We start from the raw sequence: 25,448 nt of genomic DNA, 5'->3' as shown, positions 1-25,448 counted from the left end.
GTCCGCATCGGTTGGGCGGAAGTCCGCATCGGTTGGGCGGAAGTCCGCGTCGGTTGGGCGGAAGTCCGCATCGGTTGGGCGGAAGTCCGCGTCGGTTGGGCGGAAGTCCGCGTCGGTTGGGCGGAAGTCCGCGTCGGTTGGGCGGAAGTCCGCATCGGTTGGGCGGAAGTCCGCATCGGTTGGGCGGAAGTCCGCATCGGTTGGGCGGAAGTCCGCGTCGGTTGGGCGGAAGTCCGCGTCGGTTGGGCGGAAGTCCGCATCGGTTGGGCAAAAGTCCGCATCGGTTGGGCGGAAGTCCGCGTCGGTTGGGCGGAAGTTCGGGTGGGCTCACATGGTCAACCTCAGTTTCGGCCCAGTCGACGGGAGTTACCGCCCAGTCGATGCGGTTTTGCGCCCAGTCGAAGGGAGTTACCGCCCAGTCGACGCGGTTTTGCGCCCAGTCGACGCGGTTTTGCGCCCAGTCGACGGGAGTTACCGCCCAGTCGACGGGGTTGTTCGCCGGGTCGGTCCACTAATCTCACTGAGGTGACCGCCCCCCGCACCCCCCGCCAGGTACCCGGTCCAGGATTTCTGGTCGCCGGGCGGTACCGATTGCGCTCCAAGCTCGGTGGCGGCGGTATGGGCTCGGTGTGGCTGGCCACCGACCGGGTGCTCGACCGCGACGTGGCGGTGAAACAGGTGGTGTCCACTGAGGGGATGAGCGACTCCTCGGCCGAGGACCTACGCGCCCGCGCACTGCACGAGGGCCGGATGGCGGCGCGCCTGAACCATCGCAACGCGATCGCCATGCACGACATCGCCGTGGAGAACGGTGAACCGTGGCTGGTGATGGAGTATGCGCCCTCGCGTAGTGTCGCCCAGATCCTGCACACCATGACAACGCTGCCGGTCGCGCTGACCGCCCAGATCGGGGCGCAGGTGGCCGCTGCGATGGCCGCCGCCCACGCCCAGGGCATCGTGCACCGAGACATCAAGCCCGGCAATATCTTGATCACCAACACCGGACGTGCGGCAGGCACGGTCAAGATCTCCGATTTCGGGATCTCGCGCGCCGTCGACGAATCACCCGAAGCCGCCGGCAGCGTGATCACCGGCACCCCAGCATATTTCGCGCCGGAGGTGGCCAGGGGCGCCGAACCCACCGAATCCTCCGATGTGTACTCACTCGGCGCCACCGTTTACACGATGGTCGAAGGTGAACCACCGTTCGGTGTCGACGAGGATTCGATGGTGCTGCTGCACCGTGTGGCGCGCGGCGTGATCAATCCGCCCACCAAAGCCGGACCGCTCACCCCAGCGATACTGTCAATGCTGGAACCGAGTCCGGCCAAACGCCCGACGATGGCTGCGGCCCGAGATCAGTTGGCGCGAGTCGCCGCCGGCCCTGGTGGCAATCCGGCGCTGATTCTCAGCTCACCGCTTCCCAAGAGCGACACCGGAATACCGATCTGGGGTAGCTCCGGCCGCGCCGGCACCCGCACCGGTCGCAGTGCCCCACGAACCGAATCCGGCTTGCCCGCAGCGCAACCCACGCCGGTGCGCCCGACCACCAGACCCAGCCCCGCTCCACCGCAGGCCCCCCAGCCCACCGTACCGAGTCCCACCCCGCAGATCCCCACCCCGACGAGAGCAACCCCGACAAACACCACCCCCACGAACACCGGGGAATCAGGCATATCACCCCAAATCATCGGCGCCGCAGTGGTTGCCGTCATCGTCGTGGTCCTCCTCATCCTGCTGGTGGTGTGACCTCCCCGGGGCGAGCACCCTAAGGTGGGTCATATGAACAAGCACACGACGCTCGCTGTCATCCTGGCCACCGCCGGCGTGCTGTCCCTGGGGGCCACGGGGGCGGTAACGGCAACTCCACTCGCTCCACCGAGCACCACCGCACCCCTCAGCAGCACCGCAGCCCACCCTCGGTTCGACCGGCTCACCGATGCGATCGCTGCGCGGGCCGGAGCCGCCGACATCGTCGCCCGGTCGAAGTGGGTCACCAAAGCACCCATCGACGATCCCGCCCGCGAGGCAACGGTGATCTCCGCGGCAGTTGCGGCCGCGGCGGCCAAGGGCATCTCGGCCGCCCGCGCCACCGCGGTGTTCACCGATCAGATCGAGGCCAGCAAGATCGTGCAGCGTGCGTTGTTCGCCTACTGGCAGGCCAATCCGGCTGCGGCACCCACCACTGCGCCTGACCTCGCAGTCCCCCGGGCAACCATCGACGCCCAGTCGGCCATAATTGTCACCGAGCTGGGGACGACCGCCTCTCTGAGCACATCGCCGCGCTGCCTGGGCGCGTTGACCAAGGCCACCCAGCGCACCATCCGCACGGCCAAGCTCGACGTCCTGCACGTCACCGCTCAGCTGCGCGCGGAGAAATCCATCTGCCAGCGCCGCTGAGGCGCGGTCAGTCGATCTGTCGGCGCGCGGCCCACCGGGTGAGCGCGTTGCGGTTGGACTGCTGGGTCTTGCGCAGCACGTTGGAGGCGTGCGTCTCCACCGTCTTGACCGAGATCACCAGTTCCCCGGCGATCTCGCGATAGGTGTAGCCGCGTGCCAACAGCCGCAACACCTCCAGCTCGCGCGGGGTCAATGAGTCCAACTCGGGGTCCAGCCTCGGTTCGGGAACTGCCGACCGGCCGGTGAACGAGTCCAAGACGAAGCCGGCCAACCGGGGGCTGAACACCGCGTCGCCGTCGGCCACCCGTCGGATGGCTTGCGCCAGTTCAGGTCCGGCGATGGTCTTGGTGACGTAGCCGCGGGCGCCAGCACGGATGGTGGCTATCACGTCCTCGGCGGCATCGGACACGCTCAGCGCCAGGTACACCGGCGCGCTCGATCCGCGCGAGTCGGCGACCCCCTGGATCACCGCAATGCCGCCGCCGTCGGGCATGTGCACATCGAGCAACACCACATCTGGTGCAGCGGAGACGATCCCGGCGATCGCCGCGGCCACGGTGCCGGCCTCGCCGACCACTGCCAGGCCCGCCGCGGTGGACAGCTCGGCTCGCACGCCCGAGCGGAACACCGCATGGTCGTCGACGAGGAACACGCGAACCTCGGTCATGAGGCTGCCTCCGGGCTGGATGTTCGCGGGATATGCAGGGCGACCTCGGTGCCCGACTCCGGGCTGGATCGGATGGTGACGGTGCCGCCGTGTCGCTGCACGCGACCGCGGATCGATCGGGCGATGCCGTGGCGGTCCTGCGGCACCGCATCGGGGTCGAAGCCTGCACCCCGATCGCGCACGAACACCTCGACATGCTCGGGTGCCACCTCCGAGTAGAGGTCGACCCGTCGCTGCCCAGAGTGCTTGGCCGCGTTGATCAATGCCTCGCGGACCGCCCCCACCAATGCGCTCCAGCGGGGCGAGTCATCTGGCCAGGTGAGGTCGCCGACGGTTACCACGTTGACTTCGATCGCGAACGAGTCCTCGACCGCCGCGGCCACTGCCTTCATGGCCGCAGCCAACGAGCTCGCCGCATGCGCAGTCTCACCGAACAGCCAGTCACGCAGTTCGCGTTCTTGCCCGCGTGCCAGCCGAACCACCTCGTCGGGGTGGTGGGATTGTCGTTGGATGAGCGCCAGGGTCTGCAGCACCGAGTCGTGCAGGTGAGCGGCGATCGCATCACGTTCGTCGGCTCGGATGCGGGCGGAGCGCTCGGCGTCGACGGTGCGCAGCAGCCGCGTCCACACCGGAACCGTCAGCAACACCACCCCGAACAGCGTGGCGAGCACCGCGAGGATGGTGGTGTCGAGGCCCGATGTCGACCCGCCGGTTGCCAGCACCGCGACCACCAGCCCAGCGATGACGAGTGCGCCACCACCAACCACCCGGGTCAGGGTCAACAGCCTCGACGTTCGGGACGGCCCAGACGAGTTCGACCCAGGGGAATCTGCGGTATTCGGCGCCGGGTCCACCTCCCGCCACACCACGGTGACCCCGATGGCCACCACCACCAGCGGCACCAGATAGCGGATGGGGGTGCCACCGCCGACCAGCCCGACCACCAGGACCGCTGCGATCCCGACTGCGGCCAACCCGTAGGCCTGGGTGCGTTCGGCGCGGCGTGGGGCGTCGGTGTCGGTGCCGGCCGGAGTCACGAACCACAGCAGTCCGTAGGCGACCGCGCCGGCGCCGGCCAGCGCGCTGAGCACCACGAAGACCACACGCACCCGAAATGGATCCACCCCGAGGTGATCGGCCAGGCCACCGGCCACCCCGCCGATGATCCGGCCACCAGCGCGACGATGCAGCTGCGGCAGACTGGCCGCCGGGCGCAGGTGACCCGGCTCGGGTTGCGGCCATCCCGACACCTCGGGCCGACCTCGGGTTCTCATGCAGCGATCCTGACACGGGATCGGCGTCGTCCACATCAGGGACAGCCCTGAGGTGGGGGTGCAAAGATCAGGTGTTCTCAGGGTGATCCCCGATGGTGTCGGCTGCCGAGTCATCACAGGATCAAAGCCATGAACCTGGAGATGAACTCATGACCGCACCCCACACCGACCAGACCCGACCGCCCGACAAACCGATCGACACGTCCCTGTCGACGGCGACCATCAAACGCATGTGGACCACCCGCCCGGTCCGCGACGACGGTTCGATCGCCGGTGTGGCCACCGGTATCGCTCGCCGATTCGAGGTGGACCCGAACGTGGTGAAGGTGGCGTTTGTGGTGGCGGCCATCTTCGGCGGCAGCGGCATCTTCGTCTACGTCTTGGGCTGGCTGTTCCTGCCCGACGTCAGCGCGCCCGACGGTCTGAGCCGCCGAGAGCGACGATCTGTGCGCGAGAAGATCAGTCGCTCGGGAGTGGGCTCGGGTCCATCGACGGCGATGATCATCACGCTGGTGGTGATCGCGATCATCTTCATGCCCGATGTGCCGTGGGAATCCGGCGGTCTGGTCGGTACCGCGTTGCTGGCGCTGGCGTGGTGGCTGCTGTACCGACGCAGCCCGATCCCCCGTCCGGGTACCTCAGCCGACACCGTGGGCCAACCGCGGTCCCTGGTCGATTCGGCGCTGGCGTCCTGGAGCACCGCGCCAACGACCGCTCCGACGGCTACCCAGGCGCCGTCGGCCAGTCCGATACCTGATGGCTCCGATCCGACCGTCGCGGCCGACCGTGTCGACCTGACCAAACCGGGCGACCCCAACGCAGACGCATGGGACCCCCCGATGCCGTATTCATCTGCCCCGCAGTGGGATCCGATGCCGACCGCAGCCGCGGCACCGACCACCCCACTGCAACCGTGGACTCCGCCGCAGCCCCGTCGACGGTCTCGGGTCACCCCGATCACGCTCGGTGCCGCACTGTTGGTGGGCGCGGTGGGCTGCGCTTGCGCGCTGGCCGGCGCCGACTTCTTCACCGCCACCAGGGTTTTCGCCCTGGCACTGACGGTGGTCAGCATCGGCCTGCTGGTCGGGGCGATGCGTGGACGTGGATCGGGTCTCATCCCGGTGGTGATCGTGCTGGCGATCACGGTGATGATCAGTGCTGCCGGAGACGCTCGATCGTGGCCGTCGGGCGGCAACGGCGAACGCAACTGGATTCCGCGCTCGGAGAACGCAATCGCATCGCGCTACGAGCTGAGCCTCGGTTCGGCCAAACTCGATCTGCGATCGGTCACCCTCACCCGAGATCGAACTGTCCGGGTGGAGGTCGGCATCGGCGAGGCAAAGGTGATCGTCCCGGCGGGCATGAACGTTCGCGCGCGGTGTTCGGTGTCGGTGGGCGACACACGCTGCCCCGACGGGCCAGACGGTGGCCGCGACGGGACCGCAGGTCCAATCCTGGAGATCGACGCATCGAGCAACATCGGACATGTGGAGGTGTCCCGTGGCTGACAACCAAGCACCGAGATCATCTGAGATCTCCCCGGTCCGTATGGTTTTCGCCCTGCTGGGACTGGCGGTGGGACTGTGGGGGCTACTGGGTGCCCCGGACATCGGTGGCAGCGACATCGTCCGCTGGGGCGCGGTGGCCGCGGCGGCGGTCGTCGGCATCGGACTCATCGTCGCCGGCGGACTGCGCTCCCGCGACGACCAGCAGTAGCGCCTGCCACGTCGTTGGCGACTGGTATCGGCGCGGGAACACGGCCACCATCGGACCCAAGGAGGTAGACGACCATGACCGATCATCACGTGATCGTCATCGGAGCGGGCTACGCAGGCTGCATGGCCGCGAACCGACTGCAGGCAACCGGCGCAGCGCAGGTGACGCTGGTCGATCCGCACCCACAGTTCGTCGAACGCATCCGGCTGCACCAGCTCGCCGCGGGGACCGGCGGCGCGACGATCGACTTCTCGACGCTGCTGCATCGCGGAATCGAGCGCGTGCAGGCCACGGTGGGCAGGATCGATGCGTCCTCACGTACGGTGCACCTCGCCGACGAACGGGTCCTGACCGGCGACGCCGTGATCTATGCAGTCGGCAGCGGTACGGCAACGTCGTCGGTCCCGGGAGCCGACGACGTCGCCTACCGGGTGGGCGATCTCGCCCAGGCGCAGGCGTTGGCGCAGCGACTGGCCACCGCACCTGACGATGCCCGCGTCGTCGTGGTCGGCGGTGGGCTGACCGGGGTTGAGGTGGCGGCCGAATTCGCCCAGGCGCATCCTGCGCGCGTGGTCACGCTCGTCTGCGGTGGCAGCCTGGTGCCATCGGCTGGAGTTGCGGGCGCACGCTCGGTGAGCCGACGCCTGCGCCGCCTGGGAGTGGAGGTGATCACCGACGCCACCGTCAGCGAGGTCCATCCCGCAGATGTCGTCCTCGGTGACGGCCGCTGCCTGCGTGCCGACATCACCGTGTGGACAACGGGTTTCGCCGTCCCACAGCTGGCGGCCGACAGCGGTCTGGCTGTCGACGAGATCGGTCGGCTTCGTGTGGACGACCGTCTTGTCAGCGAGACCGACCCGTGGATCGTCGGCGCTGGTGATGCCGTTGTCGTCGACGGTATGCCGCTGCGGATGAGTTGCCAGTCCGCGCTGCCGCTCGGGGCGCAGGCCGCCGCCACGGTCACCGCGTTGCTGTGCGGTGCCCGCCCTGATCGGGTGAGTCAGGGGTTCGCTGCACAGTGCATCGGGCTGGGCCGCGGAGGCGGCACGGTGGTGCTGACAGATCGCCGCGACCGTCCCCGCCGGTGGTACCTCGGTGGTCGAGCTGGAGGTGTGGTGAAGGAGCAGGTCTGCCGGATGACCGTTCGATGGATCACGGGCGAGGGCCGTCGCGGCGGCTCGTACTCGTGGCCGAGCGGTCCGAAATGCTGAACGTCGGTCACCGCACACTCGCACACGATGGTCACACCAACGCCCAGGTGCTAGTGGGCGGTCCAATCACGCAGAGGCCAGTGCGGAGATGGACTACCGCGCGATCCCGAGCTACGAGCGAGGATCTATAGGCGTGGCCAACGGCACATCTTCCATCCCAATGACCATCTATGTGATCGCCCGCGGCCGTCGGCTCAACCACAACATCGGGAGGACCATTGTCAACTGGCGGAACAGCTGAGGGGCCGGTGGCCGACCTACTCCAGCTCGTGACCAGGCCGGCGAATCCCCATCTGCCACCGATTGATTGGCAGCAGGCGTCTGAGCGTCTGGGCTTCACCCCTCCCGCCGATTACCAATGTCTGGTGGAAGCCTACGGTCCAGGTGCATTCGAAAGTGAGATTTCACTGTGGATTCCCGATGGTCCGGAAGGACTCGAGCTTTTCGACATGCGGGCCGAGGCGACAACCTACCTCGCGGAATGCAAAGACTGGGTGACCACAGACTTCACCGAATGGGTAGAACCAGACGGGTCACGACACCCGATCACGCTCGGGCCTGATCCGATCCCATTCACCGCGTGGGGTGGCGGGTCAGGCGGTGCCACCGGCTACTGGCACATGCTCGGTGATGATCCCAACCTCTGGCCTGTCCTCTACACAGACCTGCGCGGACTGTGGGCCTATCACCGGGGCGGTGTCGGCGCGTTCCTGTACGACGTGATCACGGGCGGGTTCGCACTCGAAGAACTTCAGTTCGAGTTCCCCGACGGACCCACCTTCGAAGTCTGGTGACTCTCACGACATAACCACCCTGATATGACGGCCGACGCTCGCCTGGATGCCGAACCTGTGTGTAGCAGCTACCCGTGAAGCGCGGCCGGGTCGTCGTTGAACCGGTCCTGGATATTGTTCGACTATGGAACATGATGACTTCGAAAGCGGGCTTGATCGCTTCCACCGCACTTCCGCCCACTTCTGGAAGCCGTGGGAGGGGGGCTGGGAAGGTGCCAAAGGCGCGACGCCGCCGGAACCCTGGACGGTAGCCGTCACGGCCGTATCCTCCGACATGTCCGCATACCCTGTCCCAGTTGAAGGAACTAGGTTTCAGAACATGGTGTGGCTATTGTCGATTTCGGAAGAACACTCGCTGGTAATAATTGAAATGCGTCCAAACCGCGACCTCGATGGTCCATCTTTTATCGCAACTGACGAGGCAGATCTCGACCGAACACCAGAGTCCGCGACAGCGTGGCTAGGAATGCTTATCCAGGATGAACTAGCATCAGATCATCGCGTGCTTTGGCCGGAGATAGATGGCCGAGTTCTGTCGCCCCGACTAGTGAGAGATCGGGCAGTGTGGACTTCATCAGACGGTCCTGTCGTTGAGATCGGGAGCCTGTCGCAGCTAGCTATCCCGGGCCGCAGATGTGAGCAAATCGAATAGATCGGCGACGGCAATCGAGAACGCTGATTTGGATGGAAAGTCGCGCAAGGCGTATTGGAAGCCAGAACGCGCGACACTATTCAGACCGAAATACTTCTGGCTCGGCTCTCTAGTCAATAGGATCTGCGCATGACGCGAAATGACATCGAGATCGCCGCCTACCTACGGATCGACCCCATGCCATTCGTCCTGCAGGATGGGTCCACCGATCAATGCCTCAGTGGTGGCGTGAAATGCTTCGTCGGGTTCACCTACGACCTCTTCCAGCGAATGGACGAATGGCTGAGCTCCAAAATCGAAGCGCCCCAGATGTAGTTCCGATTCCTGATCAGAGGCGAAAAAGTCCTCGTCAGTCTCCCTCACGATTCATCACTCACCACGGCATCCCCTCGCGACGAGTAGCCCATCCTCACAGCAGCCGGAACAAGAAAGACCGGTATCACGGACACTGCGAGCAGGATTCCGGCGAAGATCATCGAATCTGTCACGCCAAGCCATGCGAGCAGGAACCCCGCAAACCCCAGACCGAACGGAGACAGCACCTGATTTCCGAGCGCGTCAACGGCCAGGACACGACCAATAGCGCTGGGCTCGGTGTTTTCCTGTAGCGCGGCGACCCAGTACACGGCAAACCACGACAGAGCGTACCCATTGATCAATGACGCCACAGCGAGCACCACCCAACTGGCACCCGCTGCAAGCGCGATGATCTCAACGTACTGAACCAAAACCAAACCAACAGCAACCCGTCCGCGAGATCGATCCTTGATCTCAGGTATCGCTACAGACCCTGCCAAGGCGCCCGCCGCTCCCGCACCTATCACCACACCGAATGCGGTCGAGTCATTCGCAAGAAGAGTCGCAGTCGCGACGTAGACCAACCCGATGACAGTCGAGACCTGTATAGCTCCTTGAGCAATCCACGCAGCCTGCCAAGGGTGTGCGAAAACATGGCGAACTCCTGCGGTCGCCAACGCCCAGACAGGCTCATCCGTTTTGCCCTGGCGCACCGAGACTCTGACACCCACTAGTGTCGCCACACTCAGCAGGCAGGTAGCCGAAACAAAAAGAATGCCGGCACGCGGCTCCCCCAGCCCCGATATCGCCCCACCCAGCGGAGCGCCCAGCAAGCCAGCGGACCGACTGCCCAGCGACCTCAATTTATTCGCAACCCGCAACATGCCATCGGGTGCAAGCTCCATCACCAGCGCCGAGTAGCTCGGACGGTATAAACCTTGACCCAATCCGTATGCACCGGACGCGATGACCACCATCACAAAGTTCGACTGCCCCAGACCAAGCCACACAACCAGCGCTGCCCCGAACCTGGCAACATCGCACCCGATCACGATGGTGCGATCCGACAGTCGATCGAGAACGAAACCAGCTGCCAGCAGCGACAACACCGCGCCGAGAGACACAGCAGCCATTCCCAACCCCACCAGGCCCGCACTCTGCTGCGCCAGCGCAACAACGAGTACGACCAGAAAAGCGGAGTCACCGATTCCACTCACAAACTGACCGAGCCACGGTACAACGAATGTCCGTGTCCTCAGCAGCTCAAGCACCGGCCTAGAGTACTGCCGTTGTACTCACGTCTCCGCGCCTGCCGCAGGCCAAGAAACCCCACCACGGACCGAACCGAATGAAGCTCTTCATCACCTATCCCGGCAGAGCCATCATTCCCATTCGATGGTGCCCGGGGGCTTGCTGGTCACGTCCAAGACCACCCGGTTCACCTCGGGTACCTCGTTGGTGATGCGGGTGGAGATCACCTCCAGCACCTCATAGGGCACCCGCGTCCAGTCGGCGGTCATGGCGTCCTCGCTGGAGACCGGTCGCAACACGATGGGGTGACCATAGGTGCGGCCATCACCCTGGACACCGACACTGCGGACGTCGGCCAACAACACCACCGGACACTGCCAGATGCTGTTGTCCAAGCCCGCGGCGGTCAGCTCCTCACGCGCGATGGCATCCGCGGTGCGCAGGATGGCCAATCGGTCGGCAGTCACCTCCCCGACAATCCTGATGGCCAGCCCCGGTCCCGGGAACGGTTGGCGCGCAACGATCTCCTCGGGCAGACCGAGTTCGCGACCCACCGCGCGCACCTCGTCCTTGAACAACAACCGCAGCGGTTCGACGAGGGTGAACTCGAGATCCTCAGGCAGGCCACCGACGTTGTGGTGGCTCTTGATGTTGGCCGTCCCGCTGCCGCCACCGGACTCCACCACGTCCGGATACAGCGTGCCCTGGACCAGGAAGTCGACAGTCTGACCGCTGCTCGCCCGCTCGCCCAGCACCTCGGTCACCGCACCCTCGAACGAGCGGATGAACTCGCGGCCGATGATCTTTCGCTTGTCCTCGGGATCACTGTGGCCGGCGAGTTCCCGCAGGAACGTCTCCTCGGCGTCGACGGTGACCAGCCGCGCCCCGGTGGCGGCGACGAAATCGGTCTGCACCTGCTCACGCTCCCCGGCACGCAGTAGCCCATGATCGACGAACACGCACGTCAACCGGTCACCGATGGCCCGCTGGACCAACGCGGCAGCCACCGCAGAATCGACACCACCCGACAGCCCACACAAAGCGAGGCCAGTCTCGCCGACCTGCGCCCGCACCTGCTCCACCAACGATTCGGCGATGTTGGCCGGTGTCCAACTCGGCTCCAGCCCAGCTATCTCGTAGAGGAACCGCGTCAACACCTGCTGACCGTGCGGGCTGTGCAACACCTCGGGGTGATACTGCACCCCGGCCATGCACTTCTCCACGTTCTCGAACGCAGCGACCGGCGCACCCGGGGTGGACGCGGTGACGGTGAACCCGGCCGGCGGCTGCTGCACGGCGTCGTTGTGGCTCATCCACACCGGCTGGTTCTCGGGCAGCCCAGCGTGCAACACCGAGTCACCGGTCACCGTCAACGTGGTCCGACCGAACTCGCGGCCACCGGTGTTGGCCACCACGCCGCCGAGTTCCTTGGCCATGGCCTGATACCCGTAGCAGATACCGAACACCGGGATTCCCAACTCCAACACCGCCGGGTCCAACTCGGGGGCATCCTGCGCGTACACCGAGGCCGGTCCGCCGGAAAGCACAAGCGCCACCGGATTTTTGGCGCGGAACTGCTCGATGGTCGCGGTGTGCTCGATGACCTCGGAGTAGATCCGCGCCTCCCGCACCCGCCGCGCGATCAGCTGGGCGTACTGCGCGCCGAAGTCGACGACGAGAACGGGACGGGGCGCAGAGGCAGAAGCGTCGGTCACAAGGGGTGAGTCTATGCGCTGACCTCGTCGCGGCTCGGTTGCGCCACCTGCACCGGGCGGGTGTGGGTCACGGCGACGATGGGCAACCGCAGGGCGCCGGGCGCACCGGCTGGGACCACCGGCGCGATCGGTGCCACCGCGTCGAGGCGACGGTATAGCTGTCCCTGCGCGGGACGGGTGTCGGCCTGATTCTTGTTGGGCCACAACGACATCGCCCGCTCAGCCTGCGCTGTGATCGACAGCGACGGGTTGACGCCGAGGTTGGCGCTGATGGCCGAGCCGTCGGTGATGTGCAGGGTCGGATAGTTCCACACCCGGTGATACGGGTCGATCACGCCGGTGGACGGCTTGTCGGAGATGACGCAGCCACCCAGGTAGTGGGCGGTCATCGGCATGTTGAACACATCACCCCAGGTGCCGCCGGCCACCCCACCGAGGGTCTTCGCCACGCGCTGCGCAGCCTCGTTGCCCGCCGGGATCCAGGTGGGGTTGGGTTCGCCGTGGCCCTGCCGGGAGTTGACGAACCGCCACGGCCCAAACCGCTGCACAAACGTGGTCAGCGAGTTGTTGCGGTTCTGCATCACCAGCAGGATCACCGTGCGCTGTGACCAGTGCCGCACATTGGTCAACGACACGATGGTCCGCGGGTTCCGACGCATCTCGTCGATCAGTTTGAGCACCCGATTGCGACCGGGTTCGCCGTCGGTCAACAGCGTCTGCAACAACCCCATCGCATTGGAGCCCTTGCCGTAGCGACACGGCTCGATGTGAGTGTCGGCCGCCGGGTGCATCGAGGACGTGATGGCCACACCCTCCGAGAAGTCATCGGACGGATCGAGCTTGGTGCGCATGGCGCCGAGGATCGATTCGGAGTTGGTGCGCGTCAATTCGCCGATGGCATCGGAGATCTCGGGCAGAGTGCCGTCGTCCTTGGCCAGATGCATCAGCCGCTGGGTGTTGTAGGTGCCTGCGGCGACGATCACGTGATCAGCGGTGAACGTGCGGCCACGGCGCATCCGCGCGAACGGGCCGGTGCGCTCAGTCTGCACCGCCCACCGATCGCCGGGTCGGCGCTGCAGCCCGGTGACAGTGGTGCGGTCATAGATCACCGCGCCGTTGCTCTCGGCCAGACCCAGGTAGTTTTTGAGCAGGGTGTTCTTGGCGCCCACCCGACAGCCGGTCATGCAGGAGCCGCATTCTGTACACGCGGTGCGGGCTGGCCCGGCACCACCGAAGTACGGGTCAGGCACGGTCTCACCAGGGGCGCCGACACCGCCGGCCTTGGCCCCGAAGAACACTCCGACCGGGGTGGGGCCGAACGTCTCCCCCACACCCATCTCCTGCGCGAGGCCCTTGACGATGCGGTCGGAGTTGGTGAACGTGGGGTTGGTGACCACCCCGAGCATGCGTCGAGCCTGCTCGTAGTGCGGGGTCAGCTCACCTTCCCAATCGGTGATGTGGCCCCACTGCGGATCGGTGAAGAACGGGGTGGGCGGCTTGTACAGGGTGTTGGCGTAGTTCAGCGAACCGCCGCCCACACCGGCACCGGCCAGCACCAACACATCGCGCAGGGCGTGGATGCGCTGGATGCCGAACAATCCGAGCTTGGGCGCCCACAGGAACTTGTTCAGCCGCCAGCTGGTGGTGGCCATGTCCTCGTCGGCAAACCGTCGGCCGGCCTCGAGAACCGCTACGCGGTAGCCCTTTTCGACCAGTCGCAGCGCACTGACGCTGCCGCCGAAACCCGAACCGATGATCACCACGTCGTAGTCGGATCGACCGGAGCCACGCGCCATTGCTGCCCTGCCCTTCGTGCCGGCGCGTCAGTTATGTGTGACGCGCGTCAACAGCAAAGGTTAGCGCAGGTGTGACCTCAATGACAGGCCGACAGCCCCACCTTCTGGAATTCCTTCAGATCGGAGTAGCCGGCCTTGGCCATCGACCGCCGCAGCCCACCGACCACGTTGAGCTGGCCGAACGGCTCCGACGACGGACCGTGCAGCACCACCTCCAGGCTTGGCCGGTCAGCGGGTTGCGCGACCTGCAGCAGCGCCCCGCGCGGCAACGACGGGTGCGCGGCCGCAGCGGTCCAGAACCAGCCCTGTCCGGGCGCCTGCTCCGCTGAGGCCAGCGGCGTACCCAACATCGCGGCATCCGCGCCGCAGGCGATCGCCTTGGCGAGGTGACCGGAGGTGTGGATGTCGCCGTCGGCGATGACGTGCACATAGCGCCCGCCGGTCTCGTCGAGGTACTCCCGCCGGGCAGCGGCCGCATCGGCGATGGCCGTCGCCATCGGCACCCCGATCCCCAGCACCTCACCGGTGGTGGTCGAACCCGCAGTGGACCCGTAGCCGACGATCACCCCGGCGGCACCGGTGCGCATCAGGTGCAGTGCGGTGCGGTGATCGTGCACGCCACCGGCGACCACAGGTACGTCCAGTTCGGCGATGAACGTCTTGAGGTTCAACGGTTCTCGGTCTCCGTGGGAGACGTGCTCGGCGGAGATTATGGTGCCGTGCACCACCAGCAGATCTAGGCCGGCCGACACCAGCGCCGGGGTCAGCGCCTGAGCGTGCTGGGGACTGACCCGCACCGCGGTGGTCACACCGGCCTCACGCACTCGGGAGACGTTCTCTGCCAACAAGCCGGTGTCGAGTGGGGCGGCGTGCAACTGCTGCAGTCGACCGATCGCCGCCGCCGGGTCCTCCCGCTCGGTGGCCAACGCGACCACCTCAGCGATCTTGGCTTCGACATCGCGGTGCCGCGCCCACAGCCCCTCGCCGTTGAGCACCCCGAGGGCCCCGAGCCGACCGAGCTCGATGGCCGACTCCGGGGACACCAGCGCGTCGGTGGGGTGCGCCAAGATCGGGGTGTCGAACCGGTAGGCGTCGAGCTGCCAGGTGGTCGAGACCTCCCGCGAGGACCGGGTCCGCCGCGACGGGACGATGTTGATGTCGTCGAGGTCGAAGGTCTGGCGGGCGGTCCTGCCCATGCCGATGTCCACGATGTCACGCATCGATGCGCCCTTCTCAGATAGCTGATCAGCGAACGACAGATCAGCGCGAATAGTAGTTGGGAGCCTCGACGGTCATGGTGATGTCGTGGGGGTGACTCTCCTTGAGTCCGGCGGAGGTGATCTGCACGAAGCGCGCCTCCTGCAGGTCCTCGATGGTCGCCGACCCGGTGTAGCCCATGGCCGCACGCAACCCGCCGCGCAACTGGTGGATCACCTGGGTCAGTGGCCCCCGGAACGGCACCCGGCCCTCGATGCCCTCGGGCACCAGCTTCTCCTCCGAGAGCACGTCGTCTTGGAAATAGCGGTCCTTGGAGTACGACTTCTTCTCGCCGCGACCCTGCATGGCCCCCAACGACCCCATGCCGCGGTAACTCTTGAACTGCTTGCCGTTGACCAGGATCAACTCACCGGGAGCCTCGGCGGTCCCGGCCAGCAGCGAGCCGACCATCACCGTCGAGGCACCGGCGGCCAGCGCCTTGGCGATGTCACCGGAGAACTGCAGTCCACCGTCGGCGATGACCGGCACCCCGGCCGGCTTGCACACCGCGACCGCCTCCATCACCGCGGTGATCTGCGGGGCACCCACCCCGGCGACCACCCGGGTGGTGCAGATCGAGCCGGGTCCCACACCGACTTTCACCGCGTCGGCACCCGCATCGACCAGGGCCTGCGCGGCCTCGCGGGTGGCGACGTTGCCGCCGACGATCTGGACCCGGTCGCCCACCTCTGCCTTGAGCTTGGACACCATCTCCAGCACCAGCCGATTGTGAGCGTGCGCGGTGTCGACGATGATCACGTCGACACCGGCGTCGGCCAGGGCCATCGCCCGCACCCACTGCGAATCGCCGGTCCCGATCGCCGCGCCCACCAACAGCCGACCGTCGGAGTCCTTGGTGGCGTCGGGATGTTGCTCGGTCTTGACGAAGTCCTTGACCGTGATGAGACCGGTCAGCTTGCCGTGGCCATCGACGATCGGCAGCTTCTCCAACTTGTGGCGGCGCAGCAGACCCAGCGCGGCCTCGGCCGAGACGCCCTCCTGGGCGGTGATCAGCGGCGCCTTGGTCATCACCTCGGACACCGGCCGCGACTGGTCCACCTCGAAGCGCATGTCCCGGTTGGTGATGATGCCGAGCAGGTTGTTGTCGTCGTCGGTGACGGGCAGACCCGAGATACGGAAGCGCCCACACATGGCGTCCACCTCGGCGAGGGTGTTGGTGGGCTTGCAGGTGACCGGGTCGGTGACCATGCCCGCCTCCGAGCGCTTCACCGTCTCCACCTGTTGCGCCTGCTCGTCGATGGAGAGGTTGCGGTGCAGCACACCCATCCCGCCGGCGCGGGCCATCGCGATCGCCATCCGCGATTCGGTGACGGTATCCATCGCCGAGCTGACCAGCGGCACCTTCAAGCGGATCTCCCGAGTGACCTGCGAGGAGGTGTCCACCTCGCTGGGGATCACGTCCGATGCGGCAGGCAGCAACAGCACATCGTCGAAGGTGAGACCCAACATCGCCACTTTGCCGGGGTTGTCGCCACCGGTCCAGGCTCGGGTGGGGACCTCGCGTTCGATCGCATCCGTCATCGCCAGATCAGCCTCTCCAGGTGAACCCCACGGGTGAAAAAGCCACGTCCGATGGCTCGTTCGTTGTGTGCGGCCATCGTATCGGCCGCAGCGGTGGCGACAGAATCGACGCACTCGCGCGTCCTGCCGACCGGCTTACGCGCGCCGCGGTCGGGAAAGTAGCGCCCGGATGACCTGCTGACTACGGTGGTCGTGTGCGAGATCACCTGCCTCCGGGCCTGCCCCCGGATCCGTTTGCCGACGATCCCAGTGACCCGTCTGCGGCACTGGATTCCGTCGAGCCCGCACAACCACTCGACGCCGACGAGCGCATCGCGGTGGAAGAAGATCTCGCCGATCTCGCCGTCTACGAGGCGCTGCTGGCCCGCCGCGGTGTCCGCGGCCTGGTGGTGATCTGCGACGACTGTCAGCAGGACCACTACCACGACTGGGACATGTTGCGCGCCAACCTGTTGCAGCTGCTGGTCGAGGGGACCGTGCGCCCGCACGAACCTGCTGTCGATCCCTGCGCCGATTCTTACGTCACGTGGGACTACTGCCGCGGCTACGCCGACGCGATGATGCACACCGCCGACGAGGACTGAGTTTCGCCGATCAGCCCCGCGGGGCCGGAGTCGTCGTCGTGGTGGTGGTCGTGGTGGTGGTCTCCGACGGCTCGGTGGTCGTGGTGACCACCGACGGCGCCGACGAGGTCGACGATGGGGCGCTCGGGGTGGTCGCAGGCTGCGAGGGCGACGGCGATGGCGAGGTGGATCCGCCGGTCACCTGCGGCGGCACCTGCAGAGGCGGTAGACCCGACACCGACGGCAGATTCGACAGCGAGGTCAGCGGGTTGTTCGGGATGGACCCGACCTGCCCGGCCAATCGCTGCACCCAATCCTGCATCCGCTGCGCGGAGTCGTCACCGGCGAGCTCGCCGATCCGGGTCTGCGCCTTGACCAACAACTCGGCCGCCTTGCGCTTGTCGCCCACTGACAGCGCCTGCTCGGCCTGCTCGAGGTCGGACTGCACACTGGCCGACACCACCGACTGGTTCTTGTCGGCCCCGAAGACGAATTCTTTGATGCCGTACAGCGGGTCGCCGGGTTGTGCACCTTGTGAGACCACGGTCAGGCCACCGAAGGCGATGACGCCGATGGCGGCCGCACCCGCCACGATCTGCAACCGACGAGTGATCCCGCGGCGCGAGGATGATTTCTCAGCATCGGCGAGGGCGGCCTCAACCTGCGCCAGCGTGGGCGAGGTGGGCATCGCGGTGGCATCGATCTCCTGACGCCACCCAGCCAGCAGGGTGGCCACCTGATGATCGGCCGAGGCAGGATCCCACCCACGCGGGAACTGTCCCCGCGAGAGCGCGTCGATCAGCTCGTCGTCGGCCCGCACGGCACGGAAATCAACCGACTCGGCCATGGAGGGCCCGTCGGGATCAGAAGCGAAGGGCACCTTCCGGTCACGACCCGTCATCTGCCCTCACCTGCTTTCATCATCTCGCTCTTCAACTTGTTCAACGCCCTGTGTTGTGCCACCCGAACCGCTCCGGGTGTGCTGCCGACCGCCGCGGCTGTCTCCTCGGCGGACATACCCATGACCAAGCGGAGAACGAGCACCTCACGCTGCTTGTCCGGCAGCCTGGAGAGCAGTTCGTTCATTCGCCGACCTGCGTCGGCGTTGAGCGCCATCTGCTCGGGCCCATCCCCCACATCCATCGTCTCCGGCAGGACGTCCACCGGATCGGACTTGATCCGTGATGCACCTCGATGAGCGTCGGCGACCTTGTGGGCGGCGATGCCGTATACGAAGGCCATGAACGGTCGACCTTGATCGGCGTACTTGGGCAATGCGGTCATGACGGCCATACAGACCTCCTGCGCCACATCGTCGGCGGACAGCGTGTGCCGTTCACCGGCACCCACCCTTGCGCGGCAGTACCGAACCACCAGGGGCCGAACACTCTCGAGAACATCGGAGAGAGCGGTCCGGCTGCCCCGCCGTGCGGCGGCGACAGCGCGATCCAACTCATCACCTGTGAGAATCATCGTCGCGTGGGGTTCCTGTGTTACATGAGCCCGTTCACACCGGGCCGGTGTGCACTGGGCTTGGTGAAGCGGTGGGGCCGATGGTCGCGGTCGACCGGTCTGGTCAGCTTAGCCAGCGATCGTTGGAATCACGTCGCACGATCGCAACATCAGCACCACCGATGACAGGCAATCGCGACGCAGCTCACATCAAACACCACCCGAGGGGTCCCTCACTCGAAGGCCCCGCCGCGGACGATGAGCTCACGTCGCAGTTCCTCGGCTCGGTCGGCCGCGGCCGCGTCCCCACCGAGCCCGCAGAGCATCGTCTCGGCGGCCCATTGCAACGGCATCTGTCCCAGCTGCGCGGCCCGCTGCGCACAGTCGCGCGCCCGCGCCCGCGCCGAGTCCACCTGACCGTCGGCTGCAGCGACCGCGGCCGCGATGAGATCGGTTTTGAGTCGATGCCGCGCCGATGGACACCTCTGCGCGGCGGCCAGCGGTGCGGTGAGCGCCAGCGCCGCGCCCGACGCGTCGCCGCGATAGAGGGCCGTCTCGGTGTGCACCCACCCGCAGCGCAACCGCGAACGCGGGACCCAGTGCCATGTGCCGTCGCCGTCGGCGGCGTGCACCGCGCCCGCGAGCAGCGCGTCGGCCCGATCGAGGAGCCGGTCGGTCACGTCGAAACGGCGCAGGCCGAGGTTGTCCGCGGCGGCACCCACCAGCGCATCGACCCGGGCCGACACCAGTTCGTCGGCCGGGATCTGTCGCGCGGGTCCGTGGGAGAGCAGGTCGGCCAGCAGGCGCAACGCCTGCCCGTCGAGGGCGAGGGCTAGGTCGTGGCGTCCCCCCTGACGCAGATGCGAGGCCCGCGTGGTCGCCGCCCGAGCGTGCCGCAGCCCAAGACCCGGGCCACCCGGCGCCGCCGTGGCCATGATCTGCGCGAGCAGGCGCGCAGCGGCTCCGTAGTACCCGAGTCCGCCCCAGGTGACTGCGGCGACCCAAGTGCGGTCGGGGTGCTCGCCGAAGGCTTCGGCGAGCGAACCATCGATCATCGACTTATCCTCACTGTGCCCCGAATTAGCGAAAATTTAACTTTGGACGCGGCACTGTTTCATTGCCGTGCATGTCACCAGGATGTCACCCGCAGATGTTCGGCGTGTTAATCGTCAGTGTGGTCGGAAATCTTGTCCGATACCCGCCGACGTCGTGAGATCTCGCTGTCGTGACCATGAAAAGCACCTGTGAGGTGCATGTTCACCGACTGCGGCCGTGCGCCGCTCCGGCGGGGCGCCCATCGCATAACACGTAGGCAACAAGACATCTGGCGTTAACATCAGCGGAACCGCAAGCATTCTGCTCACCTGTCCGAGGCTTGTTGACTGATTTCTCCGGTGTGTTTACGTTTGCCCGGTCGGGCGGGAACAACGACGTACTCGAATCCGGAGAACAGCAACATCCACGGCCACCACGTGTCCGTGGGTGCACGCCGAGACAGCCACGTCGAAGGAGCATCAGAATGCCTCAGCCAAATCACCTTCCAGGGCCCAACGCAGACATCTGGGACTGGCAGATGCAGGGCCTGTGCCGCGGCGTCGACTCGTCGATGTTCTTTCATCCCGACGGGGAGCGCGGCCGTGCACGGGCCCATCGGGAGCGTCGCGCCAAAGAGCTGTGCCATCAGTGCCCGGTGATCGCGCAGTGCCGCGAGCACGCGTTGGCGGTCGCCGAGCCGTACGGCATCTGGGGCGGGCTGTCGGAGTCCGAGCGCGGGATGCTGATGAAGCGCGGCCTCGGTCGGCGGATGGCCGGCTGATCCGGCTGAACCAACGATGAGGGGCACCCGGGTGATCCCGGGTGCCCCTTGTTCGTGCTGGTGGCGCTGCGCTAGTGGCTGTGCCCGTGACCGGCGTGCCCGGCTGGTTCGGCAGGCTTGTCGACCACCGCGCTCTCGGTGGTGAGCACCATACGGGCCACCGAGGCGGCGTTGACCACGGCCGAGCGGGTGACCTTCACCGGGTCCACGATGCCTTCGGCCAGCAGGTCGCCGTAGGTGAGGGTGGCGGCGTTGTAACCGTGACCCTTCGGTGCGGCGGCGACGGTGGCGGTGACCACCGAGCCATCGGCCCCGGCGTTGGTGGCGATCCAATGCAGCGGGGCCTTGACCGCGGCCCGAACCACTGCGACACCCAGCGCCTCGTCGCCGGTCAGCGACGCCTGCAACTCGTCGAGCACCGAGGACGCCTGCACGATGGCCGAGCCACCCCCGGGGATGATGCCTTCTTCGACAGCAGCCTTGGCGGCCGAGACGGCGTCCTCCACGCGATGCTTGCGTTCTTTGAGGGCGGTCTCGGTGGCCGCACCGACGCGGATGACCGCGACGCCACCGGCGAGCTTGGCCAGCCGCTCGGCCAGCTTCTCACGGTCCCATTCGGAGTCGCTGGCCTCGATCTCGCGGCGCAGCTGCTCGGTGCGGGCAGCGATGTCGTCGCTGGTGCCCGCACCGTCGACGATGGTGGTCGAGTCCTTGGTGACCACCACGCGTCGAGCCGAGCCCAGCAGCTCCAGGCCGGCCTCGGCGAGGGTGAGCCCGATGTCGGTGTTGATGACGGTGCCCGCGGTGACCACGGCGAGGTCGTCGAGGAACGCCTTGCGCCGGTCACCGAAGAACGGCGCCTTGACCGCGACGACCCGGATGGTCTTGCGGATGGCGTTGACGACGAGGGTCGACAACGGCTCGCCCTCGATGTCCTCGGCCACGATCAGCACCGGCTTGCCTGCCTCGGCGATCTTCTCCAGCAGGGGAAGGAAGTCGGGCAGCGAGCTGATCTTGTCGCGGTAGAGCAGCACCCGCGCGTCCTCGAGCACGGCCTCCTGGCTGTCGACGTCGGTGACGAAGTACGGCGAGAGGAACCCCTTGTCGAACTGCACGCCCTCGGTGATGTCGAGTTCGGTGGTCAGGCCGGAGCCCTCTTCGACGGTGACCACACCGTCGGCGCCGACCTGGCTCATGGCCTTGCCGACCATCTCACCGATCTCCGGGTCACGCGAGGACACGGTGGCCACCTGGCCGATCGCCTCGGCACCCTGCACCGGGGTGGCCGCAGCCAGCAACGCCTCGGCGATGGCGTCGGCAGCCTTGGCGATGCCCGATCCCAATTCGATGGGGTTTGCACCGGCGGCCACGTTGCGCAGGCCGCTGTGGATGATCGCCTGGGCCAGCACGGTGGCGGTGGTGGTGCCGTCGCCTGCAACGTCGTTGGTCTTGGTGGCCACCGACTTGACCAGCTGGGCGCCCAGGTCCTCGAACGGGTCTTCCAGGTCGATGTCGCGGGCGATGGTGACGCCGTCGTTGGTGACGGTGGGGCCACCGAATGCCTTGGCCAGCACCACATGTCGGCCGCGGGGGCCAAGAGTCACCTTGACCGCGTTGGCGAGTTTGTCGACGCCACGTTCCAGGGAGCGACGCGCGGTGTCGCTGAATTCGATGTTCTTGGCCATGTTCTGGCGTTCTCCTTTGTGGAGGTGTGGGTGATCAGACCTAGGGATGAAATGGATCCGCCCCGGGCCCCGATGAGGGAGCGCCGGGGCGGGACACCATGCGGAATTACTTGGAGACGACCGCGAGCACGTCGCGCGCCGAGAGGATGAGGTACTCCTCGCCGGCGTACTTGATCTCGGTGCCGCCGTACTTGCTGTAGATGACGGTGTCGCCTTCCTTGACGTCGACCGGGACGCGGTTGCCCTGCTCGGTCACGCGGCCTTCACCGACGGCGATGACGGTGCCCTCCTGGGGCTTCTCCTTCGCCGTGTCAGGGATGACCAGACCGGAGGCGGTCGTCGTCTCAGCCTCGTTGGCCTGGACGAGGATCTTGTCCTCGAGCGGCTTGATGTTCACGCTCGCCACGATGTGAGCCCTCCACTTTCGGGGTTTGCGGGCCGGGTGTGCACCCGGCCCTGCTTGATGGGTGTTTCAACGCGTACGGCGCCTCGCTCGGTCCCGTCGTCGCGGGTGCCGGGGCCGGTCTCGGTGCCACCTGGCACTCTATACGTGCGAGTGCCAGCACTCAAGTACCCGCGAGTGCCAGACGTCGGGCCGTTGTCCTCGGCCGCGGTCAGTAGGCGCTGATCTGTACCGACATCGACGGATCGGTGGCCACGGTCAACGCCGAGGGCGGCGCTCCACCGGCGATGACATGGGCGCCCAGCGTGGCGATCATGACGCCGTTGTCGGTGCACAGGCGCGGACGCGGGACACGCAGGGTGATCCCGGCGTCGGCGCAGCGCTGCCGGGCCAGCGACCGGATCCGGGAGTTCGCGGTCGCCCCACCCCCGAGCACGAGGGTGTCGACGCCGGTGTCGTCGCACGCGCGGACCGCCTTCATGGTCAGCACATCGGCGACCGCCTCTTGAAACGACGCCGCGACGTCGGCCAACGGGATCGGGTCGCCTGCACGCTGACATTTCTCGACGAACCGCGCGACCGCGGTCTTGAGCCCACTGAACGAGAAGTCGTGGCGCGCATCGCGCGGACCGGTCATCCCACGTGGGAACTGGATCGCTTCGGGATCGCCGTCGCGGGCCGCGGCATCGAGCGCCGGACCGCCGGGATAACCCAGGCCGAGCAACCGAGCCACCTTGTCGAAGGCTTCGCCGGCGGCGTCGTCGACGGTGGTACCCAGCTCGACGATCGGTGCACCGAGGTCGTCGACCCGCAGCAGATGGGTGTGCCCGCCCGAGACCAGCAGCGCCACACAGGGTGGCATCGGACCGTGTTCGAGAGTGTCCACGGCCACGTGACCACCGAGGTGGTTGACCGCATACAGCGGGACATCCCACGCTGCGGCATAGGACTTCGCGGCCGCCACCCCCACCAACAGGGCACCGGCGAGACCGGGACCGATGGTGACGGCGATGGCGTCGGGGCGGTCGATGCCCGCGGCGGCCCGGGCGCGCCGCATGGTCGGCACAATCGCCTCGAGGTGAGCCCGGGAGGCCACCTCGGGGACCACCCCGCCGAAACGGGCGTGTTCCTCGACGCTGGAGGCCACCTCGTCGGCCAGCAATGTGGCTGCGCCATCGGCGAATTCCACGATGCCCACCCCGGTCTCATCGCATGAGCTCTCGATCCCCATCACGATCACGACGAAACCTCCTGCGCCACAGCTGTTCCCAGTTCACGGGCGCGGGGTCTACGCATGGTGTACGCATCGGCACCGCTGGGCTGATAGTAGTTCCTACGCACGCCGATGATCTCGAACCCGTTGCGGCGGTAGAGCGCCAGCGCCGGGTCGTTGTCGGTACGCACCTCGAGGAACACCTGCGCGTCGGCGTCGTCGGCCACAGCGAGCAGCGCGTCCATCAGGGCACGCCCGTGGCCGCGGCCCTGCTGCGCGGGGTCTACCGCGATGGTGTGGATCTCGCACTCCCTGTCGTCCACGGTCCCCAGCAGCGCGATCCCCGCGTAGCCGATCAACTGCGAATCATCATCGCGCAGAGCGAAATACCGATTGTGCGGCGCGGTGATCTCGGCGACGAACGCCTGCGCGGGCCACGGCGAGTCGCCGGCGAAGATCTCACCTTCCAGCTCGGCGCACCGGGCGACATCGCTGCGGCGCAACTCGGTGATCATCGGGCCCGGTCCTTGGGTTCGACCGCATCAGGTCGACGCAGGTACAGCGGTACCACGGCAGACTCCGAGACACCCGAGCGCAGCGCTGATGCGGCCACCTCCACCAGGCCCGCGGGGGTGGGTGCGGCTGCGGTCGCGGGGACGTCGGTGACCAACGCGGCATGATCCGGCGAGCCGAGCACGGTGGTGGCCGCGACGATCTCGGGATTGGTGGTGAGATCGGCCGGCGCCGACACGGCGGGCCCGGCGACCCGGCGACCGTCGGTGTAGGTGGCCCAGTACACCTCGCGTCGCCGGGCGTCGGTGATGACCGCGACGCGGGAGCCACCCGCGCCGGCGACAGCCGCGATCGCATCCAGCGAACACACGCCGTGCAACGGCAGATCGAGGGCGTCGGCGAAAGCCGCCGCCGTGGCCATCCCCACCCGCAGTCCGGTGAAGGGACCGGGGCCGCAGCCCACCACCACCGCGCCCAGGTCGGTGCGCGCCACGGCGGCCTCGGTCAGGCAGTCGAGGATCAGCGTCGTCAGGATCTCGGCGTGACCACGGGCGTTGTCGACCAGACGCGCAGCCAGCACCGTCGCGCCTGCGGGGTCGGTGCGCTGCGCATCAAACGCGACGACACCGGCGACCACCGTGGCGGTGGAGGTGTCCAGGGCGAGGACGAACACAGTTGCTCAGCCTAGGCGATCGGCGCACACCGATCCGTCGAGTGCCACCCACCCGTAGCTGACGGTGCGCGCCTCGTGCAGATCGCCGACATCGGGGGCGCCGGCATCGAGGTGATCGGGATCTGGGTGGGGTGTGCCTTCGGCCCGGCGCAACCGGATCAGCAGGTGGCGATCGGTGAGCCGTTCGGCCACTCCCGCACCCCATTCGACCACCACCACGTTGTCGCAGAGTTCGGTGTCGAGGTCGAGGCCGTCGAGATCGGCGAGCACGTCGGCATCTGTCGACCCCAACCGATAGGCGTCGACGTGCACCAGACCCACCCCACCGGCCCGGCCCGGCCGATGTGTGCGAGCGATGACGAAGGTGGGCGAACAGATGCGTCCGCGCACCCCGAGTCCGGCGCCGATCCCCCGGGTGAGTGCGGTCTTGCCTGCGCCCAGCGGCCCGTCGAGGATCACCAGGTCACCGGCGCGCAGATCGGCGGCCAGTTCCCGACCGAAGGCCTCGGTGTCGGCGACCGTCGGCAGGTCCCGGCGCTGTGGCAGCGGCCCGGTGGC

The 25,448-nt window shown here is 67.1% G+C and carries 25 protein-coding genes; 9 read left to right on the top strand and 16 right to left on the bottom strand.

What is annotated here, in order from left to right; translation table 11 throughout:
• Window positions 1-525 precede the first annotated feature (525 nt).
• Together KIK15_RS08330 and aroQ are read left to right on the top strand one after the other, a co-directional pair.
• On the top strand, window positions 526-1,749 hold the full coding sequence (locus tag KIK15_RS08330; protein ID WP_307851794.1) for a serine/threonine-protein kinase: 1,224 nt from the start codon (window positions 526-528) through the stop codon (window positions 1,747-1,749).
• Window positions 1,750-1,782: 33 nt separating this feature from the next.
• A complete protein-coding gene (aroQ, locus tag KIK15_RS08325; RefSeq protein WP_214243704.1) occupies window positions 1,783-2,400 on the top strand; it encodes a gamma subclass chorismate mutase AroQ in 618 nt (205 codons plus the stop codon).
• Between the two features lie 7 nt (window positions 2,401-2,407).
• Here the strand turns inward: aroQ and KIK15_RS08320 are convergent, their stop codons facing one another.
• Window positions 2,408-3,067, bottom strand: a complete 660-nt coding sequence (locus KIK15_RS08320) for a response regulator transcription factor (RefSeq protein WP_214243703.1) — start codon at window positions 3,065-3,067, stop codon at window positions 2,408-2,410.
• Window positions 3,064-4,341: an ATP-binding protein gene (locus tag KIK15_RS08315; protein ID WP_214243702.1), complete on the bottom strand. Its 1,278-nt coding sequence runs from the start codon at window positions 4,339-4,341 to the stop codon at window positions 3,064-3,066. The genes KIK15_RS08320 and KIK15_RS08315 overlap by 4 nt, the downstream gene beginning before the upstream one ends.
• A gap of 149 nt (window positions 4,342-4,490) precedes the next feature.
• Between KIK15_RS08315 and KIK15_RS08310 the strand changes: the two genes are divergently transcribed.
• The 5 genes from KIK15_RS08310 to KIK15_RS08290 all read left to right on the top strand — a co-directional run bounded on the left by KIK15_RS08310 (window position 4,491) and on the right by KIK15_RS08290 (window position 9,029).
• Window positions 4,491-5,849 (top strand): PspC domain-containing protein, encoded by a 1,359-nt coding sequence (locus KIK15_RS08310; protein WP_214243701.1) that lies wholly within the window; start codon window positions 4,491-4,493, stop codon window positions 5,847-5,849.
• A complete protein-coding gene (locus tag KIK15_RS08305; RefSeq protein ID WP_214243700.1) occupies window positions 5,842-6,057 on the top strand; it encodes a hypothetical protein in 216 nt (71 codons plus the stop codon). The genes KIK15_RS08310 and KIK15_RS08305 overlap by 8 nt, the downstream gene beginning before the upstream one ends.
• Window positions 6,058-6,131: 74 nt before the next feature.
• Window positions 6,132-7,268, top strand: a complete 1,137-nt coding sequence (locus KIK15_RS08300) for an NAD(P)/FAD-dependent oxidoreductase (RefSeq protein ID WP_214243699.1) — start codon at window positions 6,132-6,134, stop codon at window positions 7,266-7,268.
• 248 nt (window positions 7,269-7,516) lie between these two features.
• The gene (locus KIK15_RS08295; protein WP_214243698.1) at window positions 7,517-8,062 is read left to right on the top strand and encodes a hypothetical protein; all 546 of its coding nucleotides are present in this window, start codon (window positions 7,517-7,519) and stop codon (window positions 8,060-8,062) included.
• A 781-nt stretch (window positions 8,063-8,843) separates the two neighbouring features.
• On the top strand, window positions 8,844-9,029 hold the full coding sequence (locus KIK15_RS08290; RefSeq protein WP_214243697.1) for a hypothetical protein: 186 nt from the start codon (window positions 8,844-8,846) through the stop codon (window positions 9,027-9,029).
• A gap of 44 nt (window positions 9,030-9,073) precedes the next feature.
• Here KIK15_RS08290 and KIK15_RS08285 read toward each other — a convergent pair whose 3' ends face one another.
• From KIK15_RS08285 to guaB, 5 genes are all read right to left on the bottom strand, one after another.
• Window positions 9,074-10,282: an MFS transporter gene (locus KIK15_RS08285; RefSeq protein WP_214243696.1), complete on the bottom strand. Its 1,209-nt coding sequence runs from the start codon at window positions 10,280-10,282 to the stop codon at window positions 9,074-9,076.
• A 111-nt stretch (window positions 10,283-10,393) separates the two neighbouring features.
• The gene (gene guaA / locus KIK15_RS08280) at window positions 10,394-11,977 is read right to left on the bottom strand and encodes a glutamine-hydrolyzing GMP synthase (protein WP_214243695.1); all 1,584 of its coding nucleotides are present in this window, start codon (window positions 11,975-11,977) and stop codon (window positions 10,394-10,396) included.
• Between the two features lie 11 nt (window positions 11,978-11,988).
• Window positions 11,989-13,773, bottom strand: a complete 1,785-nt coding sequence (locus tag KIK15_RS08275) for a GMC family oxidoreductase (protein WP_214243694.1) — start codon at window positions 13,771-13,773, stop codon at window positions 11,989-11,991.
• Window positions 13,774-13,850: 77 nt separating this feature from the next.
• Window positions 13,851-14,993 (bottom strand): GuaB3 family IMP dehydrogenase-related protein, encoded by a 1,143-nt coding sequence (locus KIK15_RS08270; RefSeq protein WP_214243693.1) that lies wholly within the window; start codon window positions 14,991-14,993, stop codon window positions 13,851-13,853.
• A 40-nt stretch (window positions 14,994-15,033) separates the two neighbouring features.
• On the bottom strand, window positions 15,034-16,572 hold the full coding sequence (gene guaB / locus KIK15_RS08265; protein WP_214243692.1) for an IMP dehydrogenase: 1,539 nt from the start codon (window positions 16,570-16,572) through the stop codon (window positions 15,034-15,036).
• Between the two features lie 194 nt (window positions 16,573-16,766).
• On the opposite strand from guaB, the gene KIK15_RS08260 reads away from it, so the two are divergent.
• Window positions 16,767-17,156: a DUF5319 domain-containing protein gene (locus tag KIK15_RS08260; RefSeq protein ID WP_214243691.1), complete on the top strand. Its 390-nt coding sequence runs from the start codon at window positions 16,767-16,769 to the stop codon at window positions 17,154-17,156.
• A gap of 10 nt (window positions 17,157-17,166) precedes the next feature.
• On the opposite strand, the gene KIK15_RS08255 is transcribed toward KIK15_RS08260, so the two are convergent.
• The 3 genes from KIK15_RS08255 to KIK15_RS08245 form a co-directional block, all read right to left on the bottom strand.
• A complete protein-coding gene (locus KIK15_RS08255; protein WP_214243690.1) occupies window positions 17,167-18,036 on the bottom strand; it encodes an anti-sigma-D factor RsdA in 870 nt (289 codons plus the stop codon).
• On the bottom strand, window positions 18,033-18,608 hold the full coding sequence (locus KIK15_RS08250; protein WP_214243689.1) for a sigma-70 family RNA polymerase sigma factor: 576 nt from the start codon (window positions 18,606-18,608) through the stop codon (window positions 18,033-18,035). The genes KIK15_RS08255 and KIK15_RS08250 overlap by 4 nt, the downstream gene beginning before the upstream one ends.
• A 212-nt stretch (window positions 18,609-18,820) precedes the next feature.
• Window positions 18,821-19,642, bottom strand: a complete 822-nt coding sequence (locus tag KIK15_RS08245) for a hypothetical protein (protein WP_214243688.1) — start codon at window positions 19,640-19,642, stop codon at window positions 18,821-18,823.
• A gap of 464 nt (window positions 19,643-20,106) precedes the next feature.
• Here KIK15_RS08245 and KIK15_RS08240 point away from each other — a divergent pair, with 464 nt between their 5' ends.
• Complete coding sequence (locus KIK15_RS08240) at window positions 20,107-20,403, top strand: WhiB family transcriptional regulator (RefSeq protein WP_214243687.1); 297 nt, start codon at window positions 20,107-20,109, stop codon at window positions 20,401-20,403.
• A gap of 71 nt (window positions 20,404-20,474) precedes the next feature.
• On the opposite strand, the gene groL is transcribed toward KIK15_RS08240, so the two are convergent.
• From groL to tsaE, 6 genes are all read right to left on the bottom strand, one after another.
• Window positions 20,475-22,088: a chaperonin GroEL gene (gene groL, locus KIK15_RS08235; RefSeq protein ID WP_214243686.1), complete on the bottom strand. Its 1,614-nt coding sequence runs from the start codon at window positions 22,086-22,088 to the stop codon at window positions 20,475-20,477.
• A 106-nt stretch (window positions 22,089-22,194) separates the two neighbouring features.
• Window positions 22,195-22,494: a co-chaperone GroES gene (groES, locus tag KIK15_RS08230; protein WP_214243685.1), complete on the bottom strand. Its 300-nt coding sequence runs from the start codon at window positions 22,492-22,494 to the stop codon at window positions 22,195-22,197.
• 208 nt (window positions 22,495-22,702) lie between these two features.
• Window positions 22,703-23,731, bottom strand: coding sequence for a tRNA (adenosine(37)-N6)-threonylcarbamoyltransferase complex transferase subunit TsaD (gene tsaD, locus KIK15_RS08225; RefSeq protein ID WP_214243684.1), 1,029 nt, complete (start codon window positions 23,729-23,731; stop codon window positions 22,703-22,705).
• The gene (gene rimI, locus KIK15_RS08220) at window positions 23,728-24,219 is read right to left on the bottom strand and encodes a ribosomal protein S18-alanine N-acetyltransferase (RefSeq protein ID WP_214243683.1); all 492 of its coding nucleotides are present in this window, start codon (window positions 24,217-24,219) and stop codon (window positions 23,728-23,730) included. Before rimI ends, tsaD begins: the two co-directional genes overlap by 4 nt.
• A complete protein-coding gene (tsaB, locus tag KIK15_RS08215) occupies window positions 24,216-24,890 on the bottom strand; it encodes a tRNA (adenosine(37)-N6)-threonylcarbamoyltransferase complex dimerization subunit type 1 TsaB (RefSeq protein ID WP_214243682.1) in 675 nt (224 codons plus the stop codon). Before tsaB ends, rimI begins: the two co-directional genes overlap by 4 nt.
• Window positions 24,891-24,896: 6 nt before the next feature.
• A complete protein-coding gene (gene tsaE / locus KIK15_RS08210; RefSeq protein ID WP_214243855.1) occupies window positions 24,897-25,436 on the bottom strand; it encodes a tRNA (adenosine(37)-N6)-threonylcarbamoyltransferase complex ATPase subunit type 1 TsaE in 540 nt (179 codons plus the stop codon).
• Window positions 25,437-25,448 lie beyond the last annotated feature (12 nt).

Origin of the sequence: Williamsia sp. CHRR-6 (assembly GCF_018474015.1) — a bacterium.
GTDB lineage: Bacteria > Actinomycetota > Actinomycetes > Mycobacteriales > Mycobacteriaceae > Williamsia_A.
Note: the sequence above shows the minus strand (reverse complement) of the source record. Positions and strands in the feature narration are given on the sequence as shown.

What these genes read in the sequence shown, in the direction of transcription:
- aroQ (WP_214243704.1), top strand. Translation starts at nt 1,783, where the DNA reads ATGAACAAGCACACGACGCTCGCTGTCATCCTGGCCACCGCCGGCGTG.
- KIK15_RS08320 (WP_214243703.1), bottom strand. Translation starts at nt 3,067, where the DNA reads ATGACCGAGGTTCGCGTGTTCCTCGTCGACGACCATGCGGTGTTCCGC.
- KIK15_RS08315 (WP_214243702.1), bottom strand. Translation starts at nt 4,341, where the DNA reads ATGAGAACCCGAGGTCGGCCCGAGGTGTCGGGATGGCCGCAACCCGAG.
- KIK15_RS08310 (WP_214243701.1), top strand. Translation starts at nt 4,491, where the DNA reads ATGACCGCACCCCACACCGACCAGACCCGACCGCCCGACAAACCGATC.
- KIK15_RS08300 (WP_214243699.1), top strand. Translation starts at nt 6,132, where the DNA reads ATGACCGATCATCACGTGATCGTCATCGGAGCGGGCTACGCAGGCTGC.
- KIK15_RS08290 (WP_214243697.1), top strand. Translation starts at nt 8,844, where the DNA reads ATGACGCGAAATGACATCGAGATCGCCGCCTACCTACGGATCGACCCC.
- KIK15_RS08275 (WP_214243694.1), bottom strand. Translation starts at nt 13,773, where the DNA reads ATGGCGCGTGGCTCCGGTCGATCCGACTACGACGTGGTGATCATCGGT.
- KIK15_RS08270 (WP_214243693.1), bottom strand. Translation starts at nt 14,993, where the DNA reads ATGCGTGACATCGTGGACATCGGCATGGGCAGGACCGCCCGCCAGACC.
- guaB (WP_214243692.1), bottom strand. Translation starts at nt 16,572, where the DNA reads ATGACGGATGCGATCGAACGCGAGGTCCCCACCCGAGCCTGGACCGGT.
- KIK15_RS08255 (WP_214243690.1), bottom strand. Translation starts at nt 18,036, where the DNA reads ATGACGGGTCGTGACCGGAAGGTGCCCTTCGCTTCTGATCCCGACGGG.
- KIK15_RS08250 (WP_214243689.1), bottom strand. Translation starts at nt 18,608, where the DNA reads ATGATTCTCACAGGTGATGAGTTGGATCGCGCTGTCGCCGCCGCACGG.
- KIK15_RS08245 (WP_214243688.1), bottom strand. Translation starts at nt 19,642, where the DNA reads ATGATCGATGGTTCGCTCGCCGAAGCCTTCGGCGAGCACCCCGACCGC.
- KIK15_RS08240 (WP_214243687.1), top strand. Translation starts at nt 20,107, where the DNA reads ATGCCTCAGCCAAATCACCTTCCAGGGCCCAACGCAGACATCTGGGAC.
- groL (WP_214243686.1), bottom strand. Translation starts at nt 22,088, where the DNA reads ATGGCCAAGAACATCGAATTCAGCGACACCGCGCGTCGCTCCCTGGAA.
- rimI (WP_214243683.1), bottom strand. Translation starts at nt 24,219, where the DNA reads ATGATCACCGAGTTGCGCCGCAGCGATGTCGCCCGGTGCGCCGAGCTG.